The sequence below is a fragment of the Micromonospora sp. NPDC049230 genome (assembly GCF_040647875.1).
Taxonomy (GTDB): Bacteria; Actinomycetota; Actinomycetes; order Mycobacteriales; family Micromonosporaceae; genus Micromonospora.
The window spans coordinates 78126-91696 of the sequence record NZ_JBEZCZ010000015.1 but is presented as its reverse complement, the minus strand read 5'-3'; the positions used below and the strand labels follow the sequence as shown (position 1 = coordinate 91696).

7 protein-coding genes, 1 tRNA gene and 2 pseudogenes are annotated in these 13571 nt (G+C 72.0%); 6 read left to right on the top strand and 4 right to left on the bottom strand.

Annotated elements, in window-relative coordinates:
• Positions 1 to 9: 9 nt before the first annotated feature.
• From AB0A95_RS15590 to AB0A95_RS15575, 4 genes are all read right to left on the bottom strand, one after another.
• A complete protein-coding gene (locus AB0A95_RS15590; protein ID WP_357556395.1) occupies positions 10 to 1332 on the bottom strand; it encodes a restriction endonuclease in 1323 nt (440 codons plus the stop codon).
• A gap of 274 nt (positions 1333 to 1606) precedes the next feature.
• Positions 1607 to 2641 (bottom strand): site-specific integrase, encoded by a 1035-nt coding sequence (locus tag AB0A95_RS15585; protein ID WP_357556394.1) that lies wholly within the window; start codon positions 2639 to 2641, stop codon positions 1607 to 1609.
• Entirely contained in the window at positions 2619 to 3104 is a 486-nt protein-coding gene (locus AB0A95_RS15580) for a hypothetical protein (protein WP_357556393.1), read from the bottom strand. Before AB0A95_RS15580 ends, AB0A95_RS15585 begins: the two co-directional genes overlap by 23 nt.
• Positions 3105 to 3221: 117 nt before the next feature.
• Positions 3222 to 3308 (bottom strand) — tRNA-Leu (locus AB0A95_RS15575).
• Positions 3309 to 3559: 251 nt separating this feature from the next.
• Here AB0A95_RS15575 and AB0A95_RS15570 point away from each other — a divergent pair.
• The 6 genes and pseudogenes from AB0A95_RS15570 to AB0A95_RS15545 all read left to right on the top strand — a co-directional run.
• Positions 3560 to 3955: pseudogene (locus tag AB0A95_RS15570) on the top strand (hypothetical protein); the annotation flags it as partial.
• 1782 nt (positions 3956 to 5737) lie between these two features.
• Positions 5738 to 6202, top strand: a pseudogene (locus tag AB0A95_RS15565) (fibronectin type III domain-containing protein); the annotation flags it as partial.
• A 177-nt stretch (positions 6203 to 6379) separates the two neighbouring features.
• Positions 6380 to 9007 (top strand): fibronectin type III domain-containing protein, encoded by a 2628-nt coding sequence (locus tag AB0A95_RS15560; RefSeq protein ID WP_357556392.1) that lies wholly within the window; start codon positions 6380 to 6382, stop codon positions 9005 to 9007.
• A gap of 27 nt (positions 9008 to 9034) precedes the next feature.
• Positions 9035 to 10030, top strand: a complete 996-nt coding sequence (locus tag AB0A95_RS15555) for a MoxR family ATPase (RefSeq protein WP_357556391.1) — start codon at positions 9035 to 9037, stop codon at positions 10028 to 10030.
• A 14-nt stretch (positions 10031 to 10044) separates the two neighbouring features.
• Positions 10045 to 11250 carry a DUF58 domain-containing protein gene (locus AB0A95_RS15550; protein ID WP_357556390.1) on the top strand — a complete coding sequence of 402 codons (1206 nt, stop codon included), beginning with the start codon at positions 10045 to 10047 and terminating at the stop codon, positions 11248 to 11250.
• Entirely contained in the window at positions 11244 to 13556 is a 2313-nt protein-coding gene (locus AB0A95_RS15545; RefSeq protein WP_357556389.1) for a transglutaminaseTgpA domain-containing protein, read from the top strand. Before AB0A95_RS15550 ends, AB0A95_RS15545 begins: the two co-directional genes overlap by 7 nt.
• The last annotated feature ends 15 nt before the right edge of the window (positions 13557 to 13571 follow it).

The window sequence follows — 13571 nt, the reverse complement described above, 5'->3', positions numbered from 1 at the left end:
TTGGCGTGGTCATCCGAACAGGATCTCCTCCGGTCGGCGGTGGGTCACCGCCGACTCGTACTCGCCCACGATCGAGCGAAGTAGCGCATCGACGTCTCCCCCGTGGTCGGTCGCAGCCATCCGGACGACCTGCTCCACGAGCACCCGGCCATTGACCAACACGAGCGGATACTGGTCGTCGATGATCTCGACCTGCGCTTGTCGCGAGAAGACGCCCGTCGTGACGAAGGCGCCGATCCACCCTCGGCGGAGACGGGCGACCACGCGGGCCACCTGGTCCGGGCCGACCGAGGACCTCGGCGCGACGCACTTCGCCTGGCCGAGCACGACCAGGGGCGTGTTGCTCGTCGGCGAGCCGACGTCGAGCCGCCCTACGAAGTCCACGCCGCCGTCCCCTCCGGCTCGCGTCAGCCAGCCATCACGGTAGACAGCACCCGAGCCACCAAGGATCTGAGCTGCTATCCGAGAGGCAAGCATCTCGAAGGCATGTTTGCGGGCGTCGAAGAAGCTGTACAGCTGTTGGAGGAGGCGCTCCTCGACGGATCCGGCGATCGGGAGCTGCTCCTCCGTCGTCTTGACGCGCGACGAGATCACCCTTCGGCGTACCCGCGGGATCGCGGCTCGTCCCTGCGCCACCCAGCGCTTCCATGACTCGGGGGCGTAGCGGGCTGTCTGCGTCACGGTCAGGTTTGCATCGCGTCGATCGTCGACCCATCTCATGTCGAGCGTGTCGCCAGCCACGGCAAGGTCCAATACCGCCAGGTCCAAGACCAGGTTGGGGAAGCTACGGCCGGTGGTTGGATCGCGCTGCACCACGTGTTCCAGCCGTTCGATGACGGCGACGCCGCAGAACTCGACGTGACCCTTCACGATGCGACGACCGCCGTCGTTCACCGTGATCGAACGAAACACCAGCAATGGAGGCGCAAGGGCTCGCTCCCGCTCACTCGTCCCCGCATGCAGACTCCACGCATCCAAGAGGGCGCGGTTGCCCGAAGTCGCACCAGGCAACCCGACCGTCGAGGACTTGTGATCCCCGTAGTACCGGATGTGCCCGTGGTCGAGGTCGAACTCGTCATGCCAAGGATTCGACGTGTGTCCGGCCTTCCACGGGCTGGACCTGATCGCGATCAGAGGGCGGCGAGGGCCGTCCGGGCCCACTACCGAAGCCGTCGGGTTGATGCCTCGCTCCAGCATCAGCCTTGGAGCTTCCCGATCAGGTGGGGATGTCAGGTAGTGATAGTTGGGATATCCATCAAGGACGACCTCGATCGGGCTGGCACCTCGCGCATATCGCATGATGTCGTAGATGCCAGCCGGACGTGGATTCACCGGGTGCATTATGCCCAACAGCGTCCAGGCACGGTAGGCGCCCGGCGCGCCCGTAACCGGTGCCACGACAACCAAGCTTGGCGCCAGCGTGGACATGACGCCAGTAGTTCGCTCACGTCCAGCCCTGCCGGTGACCCGTATCTTGAGAGAGGAAGGTCGGTGGAGACCGTTCCGCCCCTCGATTAGTTGGATCGAGACATTGAAGGGGTGCAACTCAACGAGTCGTCTGCTCGCAACGATCTGTATCGGCGGTCAGGGGAAGGGCAGCTGCGTCCTACGCGGAGGCGTCGGTAGGGCGAGCGAGCGGATGTGGTTGCCCGGTCATGGCGGACAGCGCAGTGGCGACGGCGTTCAGGTCGGCCTTGATGTAGGTAGTGGTGGCCGCACCGGTGCTGTCGGTATGTCCGGCATACGCGCGAGCCACCCCATAGCCGAAGTGGCGTTCCACCCAGGTGAGGGTCGTGTGGCGTAGCCAGTGGGTCGAGATGCCCTGGGCGGCGACCCAGGGCAGCCGTTCTCCAATGCGCTTCCATAGGTGATCATAGCGACGGCTGGTGATTGCACCACCGTGGCGGAAACGCAGCAGGGCGTCAGTGGGTAGGACTGCGCCGCGCTGTCGAGCGTGATCGTAGAGACTCGCTGCCAAATCCAGCGTAATGGGCTGCCATCGCAGGGTTCCGCCTTTCTCGGTGAGCCGGACAAGTCCACGATCTCGGTCGAGATCCATGAGGCGCAGAGCGAGCGCACCTCCACGCCGGCAGGCAGTCTCCGTGTGCAGTCGGAGCAGGATGGCGTCCAGGACAACGTCGTTACCACTGCTACGAGCTACCTCATTGATCTCTTCCAGCTCCTCCGGGGTCAATGCGCGTCGGGTACTGGGTAGCCGACGCGGTTTGCTCACCCGGTGGGCCGGGCTGTCGGACGCATCCATCAAACCATCGGCGACTGCCCGGTTGTAGATGGCCCGGACGGCGGCAATGACGTGCTCCCCAGCGTGCCGGCCGCCGCGACCGTTACGCCGTGGCAAAGCAACCGCGGCGGCCTGACGCAGCAGCGCCTCGACGTCCGTAGCAACTATGCTGTCCAGCCGACGGTCCCCCCACTGCGCTGCGATCCGGGCCCAGTAGCTGCCGTAGGTGCGGCTGGCACCCGGACCCGCCGCTGCCACGACGCGAGGCAGGTATTCGGCGATGGTCGGCACTTGTGGCCGCTGGGCGTCCCGGAGATCGTCAACGCTCACGCCAAGCTCGGCCAACAATCGCTGTGCGTCCGCGATGCGTCGATCATCACTCATGGTCGTCGCCTGCAAGGCGGGAATGGTGCTCGGTCAACAGCCGCACCAATGTATCAACCGGATGGACCACTAGGACCTCCTGAGACGGTGAAGCAGCCAGCAACACCGGCACACCGGTCAGCAACCCACACATCTGCCGGACCGCAGCCGGCAGGCACAGCCCGCCCCGATCGCGTACGACATGCCGACCGGTGGACGCCGAAGCGGCCACCAACACTCCCGCCACAACGCCGATATCGACCCTGCTACCGGGCCGCCAACTCAAGACATCGAGGAGCTCACGGGCCGATAGCCGCCCCGACCTATCCAGACGGGCCATCCGCACCACGAGAGCACCCACGTCGGGATCGGCTGGCAGGATCAGCCGCGGCAACACCGGCAACGGCGCCGGAGCCCGGACGGGTCGCGTGATCTTGGGCGGAACCAGGGCACCGATGACCTGCTCACCATCGGCCAGCCGCAGACGATTCGAACTCATGCCGCAATCGTCGGGGGCGACCCCTCCAGCGAACTTGACTTCGCTGGAAGAACCTGCGCGACCACCCGCCTACGGATACTGTGACAGGTCACGCAACGTGTGAAGCTCCACTAAAACTGGTGTCCGAGGGGGGACTTGAACCCCCACGCCCTATACGGGCACTAGCACCTCAAGCTAGCGCGTCTGCCATTCCGCCACCCGGACCTACACGTTCAGCCTACCCCGCCGACCAGATGATCTTGCAATCCGATGGTCGGTCCGGCGGGCCGCACGGGGAGTTACTGTACACGCCGCTCGTGGATCATGCACATCGCCTTCCGGCCCCGCCCTCCCCGCACTCTTGCCACTGGTCAAACCACCCCGTACCCGCCCATCGACTCCCCACCCGGGGCGTGTCCGGGTAGCGTCGGGCGGCCCTCTGACGGCAGCATTGCGTCGTGTCCCATCCCTCTCCCCTGGCAGCCGCCCAGCACCGGGCCCTCGCCCTGCGCGCCGCGGGCGACCTCAGGGCCGCCCGGCAGCTACTCGCGGAGGCCGTCGGATCCGCTCCCCCGCCGTACGCCGAGGACCACCCGGAGATGCTGCACACCGCGCACCTGCTGGCGCGGCTGCACCGCGAGGCGGACGATCCGCTCGCCGCCCGCCGGGTGTTGGAGGAGGCGTTCGCGGCGGGCGAGCGGCGTTGGCAGCACGCCGACCCGGTGATGCTCGCGCTCGCCTTCGAACTCGCCGAGGTCGCGGAGGAGTTGGGCAACCGGCACGAGGCCCGCCGCAACTACACCCGCGTCGCCACCGCCGGTCCCGCCACGCTTGGGGAGCACCACCCGGCGGTACGCGCCGCCCGCGACTATCTTGGCCCGTCCGCGTCGACGCCCACCAAGCAGCACGGGCCAGGCCCGGATCCGGTCGCCGCGTCGGCCGAGTCCGGCATCCGGTCGGCGCTGTCCGGCCCGACGCTGTCCATGGCGACCCTGGCCGCGATGCGCCCCTCCGCTGGTGGCCCGGCACCCACCAACTCGCCCTGGGCTCCGCCGCAAGCGCCTGCCACCACCCCCTGGTCAACCCCTCCCGGGGTACGCGGCCCCGCCGCGCCCAACCCGACCATCGACGCCGCCGCAGCGCCAGCTGCCGATTCTCGGCGTACGCCAATGCCTCCCCCGATCACACCGACTCAGCCCAGCTCACCGCCCGCCGTACCCGGGCCCGCCCTGCCGCCCCGTCAGCGTGCCAACGAGCACCCACCCGGGTCCGCCCGGTCGACGATCGACCAACCAACCCGGCCAAGACCCGGGAGCCACCCGCCCCAGACACGAGGAGAAGGCCAGCCAGCCCAGCCCGGAATCGAGAGCCAGCCACCCCGGCCGAGGGCTGAAAGCCAGCCACCCCGGCCGAGGGCCGAAAGCCAGCCACCGCCGTCTGGTCAGCGGCCACCACAGCGACCGATGTCCGGGCCACCCGTAGCGCCCCGCCAGCGCACGGGTGACCAGGAGACCCACCCGGCGGTCGACGTGCCGGACCGGCCCGCCACCCCGGCACCGGCCGCCGCCACGCCCGCGCCGGGGCTGCCAGCGCCTCAGTGGGACAACCCCACCATCCAGGTACGACAGATCGAACCGCTGCTCGCCGAGGAGGCCGTCCGTGCCGCAGCCGGAGCAGCCGGAGCAGCCGGAGCGAGTGGACCGGTCGACACGTCCGGCGTCGACTCGCCGAACCGACCGTCCCCAGCCGGTGGGCCGGTGCATCCCATCAGCGGTCCACCAGCCCACCCGGTCAGCGGCTCGCCCGCCCCTCCACCACCGATCTCCGCACCGCCCACCCACCCGTACCCGGTCTCCGGGCCACCGGCGCACCCGTCCCCGACCTTCGGATCACCAGCCCACCCCTATCCGGTCTCCGCGCCACCCGGCCACGAGCACCCCGTGTCCGCACCACCAGGCCACGCGCACCCCGTGTCCGCACCGCCCGGCCACGCATACCCCGCACAACCGATGAGTGCGCCGCCGGGGCCCACCTATCCCGTCTCCGGACCGCCCGGCTACGCACACCCCGTGTCCACGCCACCCGGCTACGCGCACCCCGTCTCCGCACCACCGGTGAGCGCGCCACCCGTACCGCCGTGGGGGTTGACCGCGCCGCCGTGGAGCCGCACCGCCCCGCCGCAACCCCTGCCGTCTGCCGGTGCCGACCCCGTCGAGGAGTCCCCGATGGACGCGGACGACAGTGGCGCCGACGGCGAGTTCGGGCTGGGGAGCGTCGATGCCGCGGTGGTGCCGACCCCACAGGCGTATACCGCGATGTCGGATCAGACCGAGCTGATCCCGGCCGTCCCGGCTGACGGTGGCCCGGCCCGGGGTGACGCCAGCTCGACCCCGGCCGTCGCCGCCCCGTCAATTTCGACCGCCGGGCCGACTCCGGCGGCGTGGTCAGCGGACGCTGGCGCCGGGCCGGCGGAGTCGCGGCCAGCCACGCCGCGAGCGACGCCGCAGTACCACCACGACCAGTATCCGACTCAGAACCAGTACCCGGCTCACGAGCAGTACCCGACCCCGGAGCACCAGGCCCCGTACCCGGGTCAGCAGTACCCGGTGCGCGACGTGTACCGGCCGGCGTACCCCGATGAGGGCGGGTCGGCGGGGCGCAGCCGGGCGACGCTGATCGGCGCGGTGGTGGCGGCCGGGGTGGCCGTCGTGGCGGTGGCCGGCCTGGGTGCTGTGGTGTTGACCCGCGACGACCCGCCGCCCGGGGGTACCGCGCCGACGGCTGCGGGCCAGGCGACGGTGGGGCCACCGCCCGGGGATCTGAAGCTGCGTGACGATTCGACAACGATCACGCTGACCTGGACGGATCCGTCCGGCGGCGCGGTGCCGTTCATGGTCGCCGCCGGGCGGGCCGGGCAGCCGCTGGGGGTGATGGCCACCGTGGACCCGGGTAAGACCAGCTACACGGTGAACGGGTTGAACTCGCGAGTGGATCATTGCTTCACGGTGTTGGCTGTCTACTCCACCGACAGCTTCGCGACCTCGGGCCAGGTCTGTACGACGCGGGAGCGCGCCGGCGGGCCGAGCGGCGAGCCCTCGGCGCAGCCGTCGCCGAGCTGAGACACACCGAGCGGAACCGAGGTGAGCTGGGCGTCCACTGCGCACACGCTCGGTATCCACAGGGGTGACGGTGCGGGTTCCCCCGTCACCAGCAGCGCCATATGATGGCACCCGGCTCAGGGGAGGGGTCGCCGCGAGGCGCCGCCACCTGCCACGACTCAGGGGAGGCTGCCGGCTGTGGCCAGCATCGAAGACTCCGTACCGACAGAGGCCCGCCGCTCCCGGTCCCGGCTGCGCGGCGGGCTGGTGACGGTGGGCACTGTGGCCGCGCTGCTGGCGGCCATGGGGCTGACCGTTCTGGGGCTCGGCGCTGCCGACAACGCGGTGGCCAACTACGACGCGAGTTCGTGGTTGTGGAGCGCGGCGCGCAGCGAGCTGGCCCGGGTCAACGGGGTCACCGCCCGGGTGGACACCCGCACCGAGATCCCCGGTGCGGTCCGGCACCCGATGCAGATCGCCCAGACCGACCGGCTGCTGGTCCTGCGTGATTTGCAGACCGGGCAGATCAGCTCACTGGACCTGGCCACCCTCCAGCTCACCGCGACCACCCGGACCACCCCCGGTCTGGGCGTGAGTGTCGCGCTGCACGAGGATTCGGCGTTCGTCGTCGACGCCGTGCAGGGCATCGTGCGCCAGCTCGACCCGCGGTCGCTGACCCCGGTCGGGGAGCCGGTGCACTATCCGCCGGGCATCACCGGCGGGACGTTCGACGGCGAGGGTCGGCTCTGGGTCGCGGTGCCCAGTCAGGGCACCGTCTCGGCGATCACCGCCGCCACGTTGCCGTCCGCGCCGGCCTCGGCGGGGCCCGCCGGCGGCGGGCTCAGCCCGAAGCGGGTCGAGTCGTACGACGTGGCCGAGGCCAGCCACGAGTTGGTGGTGTCCAGCCTGGACGAGGGTGTGGCGGTGCTCGACCGCACGGCCGGGAAGCTGGTGCGGGTGCAGGGGGGCAAGGTCCAGCCGACGCCGTTGACGCTGTCCGGTCCGGGTGAGCTGCCCACGCGCACCAGCGGGCAGCGGGTTCCGGTGACGGTGCCCGGCGAGCGGCGGGTGCTGGTGGTGGGTGACGGTGGGGAGGAGCGGGCGTTCACGGTGCCGGGTGAGGGTGACCGGCTCAGTCCGGCGGTGGCCTGGGCGGACCGGTTCTACTGCGCCGACGAGGCCACCGGCACGATCTACACCTTCGACGCGGGTGGCCAGTTGGTGGAGACCATCCGCGGGCGGGCGAACGGGCCGCTGGAGCTGGAGGTCCGGGAGAACCACCTGTTCATCAACTCTCCCGACGCGGCGACCGCCCGGGTGGTAGACGACAAGCACCAGGTGCGTGAGGTCGACAAGTACGCCAACGATGTGCTCGGCGGCGATCCGCCGCCGGTCGCCCCGCCGCCGCCCCCGCCGAAGAAGCCGCGGGTGGGCAAGCCGAGCGCGCCGCGCAGTGTCACCGCCGCCGCCGGCAACGCGCAGGCGCGGGTGAGCTGGCGGCCGGCCGCCGCGAACGGCGCCGAGATCATCAAGTACGTGGTGGAGGGCGCCGGTCAGCGCCTGGAGGTGGGCGCCAACCAGCGTGCGGTGGAGGTCAAGGGTCTGACCAACGGCGAGACGTACCGGTTCGCGGTGCACGCCGTCAACGCCAAGGGCGACGGGCCGCCCCGCACCAGCAACCCGGTGATTCCGACCGCGGCGGTGCCGGACCCGCCGGCGAGCGTGACAGCCCAGGAGCGGCCGGACGGCACGGTGCTGGTGAAGTGGCCGGCGGCGAACGGGCAGGGCAACACCATCGCCAGGTACGCGGTGACGGCCAGTTCGGCGGGGACGAACGCGCCGGTCGGCGAGTCGACGAAGACGGAGCTGGTGGTGCCCGCCGGTGAGTTGGAGTTCGGCACGCAGTACGCGTTCACTGTCGTCGCGGTCAACGACAAGGGTGCCGGTTCGGCGGCGTCGCCGGTCAGCAACACCGTGGTGCCGTTCGCGGTGCCCGGTGCGCCGGTCGAGCTGCGCGCCGGCACTGTCGCCAACCAGCCCGGCTCGGTCACCGTGCAGTGGGCGCCGGCCGAGGCCAACGGCCGACCGGTGACGAAATACCTGGTGGACGTCGGTGGGCGGGTCACTGAGGTGACCGACACCCGCACGACGGTCACCGGGTTGGGCAACGGCCAGAACGTCACGGTGAAGGTGAAGGCGGTCAACGAGGCGGGTGCCGGCCCGGAGGCCACCGCCACCGCGCGTACTGTCGCGGAGCCACGGGTCACGGTGACCGGCTCGTCGGCGACGGCCACCGCGGCGACAGTGACGTTCACTGTGGACGCGGGCGGCGGTCAGGCGACCTGCGCGGTGAGCACGCCGGGTGAGCCGACGAAGGCCGGTGCGTGTTCCAGCATCACGATGACGGGCCTGGCACCCGGCACGGCGTACACGTTCACGGTGACGGCCACCAACGCCGCCGGCCAGGGCAGGGCGACGCGGGCCCAGACCACCCCCTCGCTGTACGGCATCGCGACCTGCAAGAACGGGCCGGACGGCGCCCAGCGCACCTACTGCGACGAGGAGCGCGACGGCCGCAACGGCAACGAGGTCTTCAAGGTGACCCGGCAGGACAACGACCAGCAGGCCGGTTGGGCGAAGCCCGGCACCCGGTTGGAGGCGTACTGCAAGAAGGCCGGCGAGGACGTCGACTCCTACGTCTACAACAACCACAAGCGCAGCACCTGGTGGGTGCAGGTCGACTTCAACGGGAAGAAGAACTACATCCCGTGGGCCTGGCTCAACCTGGAGGGCGGCGACGACATCAATGTCCTGCCCACCTGCTGAACCACCAGGCAAGGAGCACCGCCGACCGTGAACGCCCACGAGCCGCTCACCCAGCCGGAGGTCCAGGGCTTCGCCGCCCTGGCCGCCCGGCTGGCCGAGAACGTCAACGCGGTGGTGCTCGGCAAGCCGCAGGTGGTCCGGCTGGCGCTGACCGCGCTGTTCGCGCAGGGTCACGTGCTCCTGGAGGACGTGCCGGGGGTCGGTAAGACGACACTGGCGCGGGCCATCGCCGCCACGGTGAAGGGTGAGTGGCGGCGCATCCAGTTCACGCCCGACCTGCTCCCGTCGGACGTGTCCGGGGTGACCATCTTCAACCAGGCGAGCAGGGACTTCGAGTTTCACCCGGGGCCGGTCTTCGCCAACATCGTGATCGCCGACGAGATCAACAGGGCGTCGCCGAAAACCCAGTCGGCGCTGCTGGAGGTGATGGAGGAACGCACCGTCACGGTGGACGGGGTCCGCCATCCGGTGCCGTCGCCGTTCCTGGTGGTGGCCACGCAGAACCCGGTGGAGATGGACGGCACCTACCGGCTGCCCGAGGCCCAGTTGGACCGTTTCCTGGTGAAACTCTCCGTCGGCTACCCGGACGAGGCGGTCGAGGTGGAGGTGCTGCGCGGCGCGACGGTGCGTTCCCCGGAGGCGCTCGCCCCGGTCACCGACACCGCCACCGTCGGGGAGATGGTGCGGATGGCCCGCCGGGTGCACATCGCCGAGCCGCTCTACGCGTACGCGGTCCGGCTGGCCGCCGCGACCCGCACCCACCCGCAGGTACGGGTCGGGGTCAGTCCCCGGGGTGTGATCGCGTTGACCCGCGCGGCCTGCTCGTACGCGCTCATCGACGGGCGGGGCTGGATCATGCCGGAGGATCTGAAGGCGCTCGCCGAAGCGGTGTTCGCACATCGGCTGCTGCTCACCCCCGAGGCCCAGGTGCGCGGGATGACCGCCGCGGAGGTGCTGCGCCAGGCCATCGCCTCGGTGCCGGTGCCCCTGCCGTCGGGGCAGCCCGCTCCGGTGCAGGGCTGACCGGCAGCAGCGGCATGGGGATCACCGCCCGTGGAGTCGGGCTGCTCGTCGCCGCCGTCGTACTGCTGGCTGTGGGTTTCCGGTTCGCGTACCCCGAGTTGACGCTGCTCGGCGCGGCGGCCGGCGCGGCCGTCGGTTATGCCGCACTCGTCGCGGCCTGGCGGCCCCGGCTGACGGTGACCCGGCACGCCGATCCGGACCGGGTGGCCCGCGGTGAGCCGGCGAGCATGACGTTGACAGTGCGCAACGTGGGCCGATTGCGGTCGGCGAACCTGCTGGCCGAGGACCGGTGCGGGGATCGCGGCGTGCCGGTGCCGGTGTTGCGCCTGCGGCCGGGCCGGGACACCGAGGTCCGCTACGACGTGCCGACCCACCGTCGTGGCGTGGTGCCGGTGGGGCCGCTGCGGGTGACCCGACGCGACCCGCTGGGGTTGGTGGCGTTGGCCCGCCCGTACGGGACGGTGGTGCCGGTGTGGGTGTATCCCCGGGTCCACCCGCTGACGGCGGTGCCGCGCGGTGCGGGGCGCAGCCTCGACGGCCGGGTGGACGGGGTGCCCCACGGCTCGATCACGTTCGACTCGCTACGGGAGTACGTGGTGGGCGACGAGTTGCGCCGGGTGCACTGGCGGACCAGCGCCCGGGTGGGTGAGCTGATGGTGCGGGAGAACGTGGACACCAGCCTGCCGCGCCTTGTCGTCCTGCTGGACAACCGGGCCGTCGCGCACCCGTGGCGAGTGGGTGGGGTGGCCGAGTCGTTCGAGTCGGCGTGTGAGGCGGCGGCGTCGGTCGTCACCGCCGCGCACCGCGCGGACCTGCCGGTGGTGTTGCTGTTCGCCGACGGCGAGCCGACCGCGCCGGGAGCGGCCACCGGATCGGCCGCGCCGGGAACGCACGGCGAGCAGACGGATGTCGGCACCGCGCTGGGGCCACTGGACCGGCTGGCCGCCGCCGACCTGTCCGACTCGGACGAGGCGATCCGCGGGGTGGCCTCCCGGCTGCGCCAGGACCGGCTCGGTGACACGCTTGTCTTCCTGACCGGGCCGGGTGGGCGCGACGACCTGGGGCACGTGGGGGCGCTGCGCGGGGCGTACCCGTCGGTGGTGGTCGGGGTGTTCGGCGCGGCCGAGCCGACGCCGCCGGGCGCGGCTGGCCTGGTGGTGGTCGACGCGGCGGACGGCGCGCAGTTCGCCGCCGAGTGGGACGGGGTACGCCGGTGGTGACGCACGCCGTGCGGGTGTTGCGGGCGGCGGCGGTCCCGGTGGCGCTGATCGGGCTGACCGCGCTCGCCGGGGTGGTGCTCGGCCGGGTGTACGCGGGGGACCTGCTGACCCGACTGGTGATCGGTGCGGCGGTTGGTTCGGTGTTGGTCAGTGTGGCCGCCCGGCGGTTGCCGTCCTGGCTGGTGGCGCCGGTGTCGGTGGCCGCGATGGCCGGTTGGACACTGTGGTCGCTGCGGCTGGCCGCCAACCACGCCGAGCTTCCGGGTGGTCTGCTGGAGATCACCGGCGACGCCGCGCGCAACGGCATTCCCCGGTTGCTGACCGCGATGATCCCGGTGCAGCCCACCCCGGACACGGTGCTGGTGCCGGTGGTGGCCGCCTGGCTGGCCGGGTTGGCCGGTGCCGAGGTCGCGCTGCGCACCGGCCGGGTGCTGCTGGGTTACCTGCCGGCGGCGGGCCTCTACGTCGCCGCCCTCTACGTGGTGGGCCCGAATGCCGCGCCGGCGGTCGGGGTGACTGTGGCGTTCGTCGCTGTCGCGGCGGTCGGCCTTGCCGCTCCCGCCGGCACGGCAACGGCCGGCGGCGATCCGGCCGCCGACCTGGCCCCCCGGGTACGCGCGGCGGTGCGGCTGCGCCTGGCCACCAGCGCGGCGCTCGGGGTGGCCCTGGTGGTGGGGCTTGTCGCGTTGCTCGGCCCGGTCGTCGCCGGTCAGGTCGACGGGCGGCCGGTGGACCCCCGCCGGTACGTGGAGCCGCCGCAGGTGCAGTCGCTCGACGAGAACCCGCTGATCCGGATCTCCGGTTGGGCGCTGCACCCGGAGCAGAAGCTCCTCGACGTGAGCACGGAACGCTCCGGCGCACCGCTCCCCCCGCCGGAGCCGGGGACCGCGCCGGAGCCGGAACCCGGGGCCGGGCCGGCGGCGCAGACCGGCGTGCGGATCCGGTTGGCGGTGCTCAGCGACTACGACGGGGTGACCTGGCGGGTCGGCGCGACGTACCGCAACGCGGGCCGGATCCTGCCGGCCGCCGCCCCGGCCCGTGACAGCACAGTGGAGACGGTCCGCCAGCAGATCACCGTCGCGGAGCTGAGCGGTCGGCTGCTGCCCGCGGTGGCGACGCCCCGGGAGGTCAGCGGCGCACGGGTGGCGTACGACCCGGCGAGCGGGACGTTGATCCGGCCGGAGGGGTTGACGCCGGGGCTGCGGTACGCGGTGACCTCGGTCGAGGAGCACCCGGACCCCAACCTGTTGGCCAGCGCCAACGTGCCCGCCGGCGAGGAGGTGGCCCGGGTGCTGCGGGTCGCCGACGGGGTGCCCGACCCGATGCGCCGGTTGGCCAAGCAGCTGGCCGAGGACAATGGCGCGCCGCTCGCCCGGGCGCTGGCCATCGAGCAGTTCCTGGCCGAGCACTACCGGGTGGTGGCGGACGCGCCGAGCGGGCACGCGTACCCGAATCTGGGTTTCTTTCTCTTCGGGCCGCGCGGCGGTGGCGGGCAGGAGGGCACCTCGGAGCAGTTCGCGGCGGCGTTCGCGGTGCTCGGCCGGTTGTCCGGGTTGCCGACGCGGGTGGTGGTGGGTTTCCGGGCCGGTGGGCAGGGGCCGGTGCTTGCCGGTGACGCGTTCGCCTGGCCGGAGGTGCTCTTCGACGGGCTGGGTTGGGTGCCGTTCAATCCGCTGCCGCGCCCGAACGAGGAGCCGAGGCCGGTGGAGGAGGATTTCCGTCCGACTCCGGAGGACCCGCCGCCGTCGGAGGCACCGGCGCCGACTGTGGAGCCGTCCGCGTCGCCGGAGCCGGCCGCCGCCTCGGGCGGGCCGCCCAGCGCTGACGGGTTGTCCACGATGGTGCTGGTCGGCGGTGGCAGCGGTGGTCTGCTGCTGCTGGTGGGGGCGCTGCTGCTGACCCTGCTGGCGCTGCGCCGCTCGCTCACCCGCGCGCGGCTGGAGAAGGGCGACGCCGGTCAACGCGTCGCCGGCGCCTGGCGGGAGGTCACCGACGCGCTGCGGCTGGCCGGTCGACCGGTCGGTGACGACCTGGCCGCCACCGAGGTGGCCGGGCACGCCCGCGAGGCCCTCACCGAGGCCCGGGCGGGCGCGGCCGACGACGGGCCGTCAGTCGACGAGTTGGCGACCCTGCTCAATCAGGTGGGCTTCGCCCCGGGTGCCGCGACAGCAGACCAGGCGGCCCGCGCTGCCGAGGTGGCCACCGTCTACGTGGCCACCCTGCGCTCCGCGCGCCCCTGGTGGCGTCGGCTCCTCTGGTCGGTGCACCCCACTCCCCTGCGCCGCGCCCGCCGGTCCGCCCGGTGATGCCGGTCCCCCGGT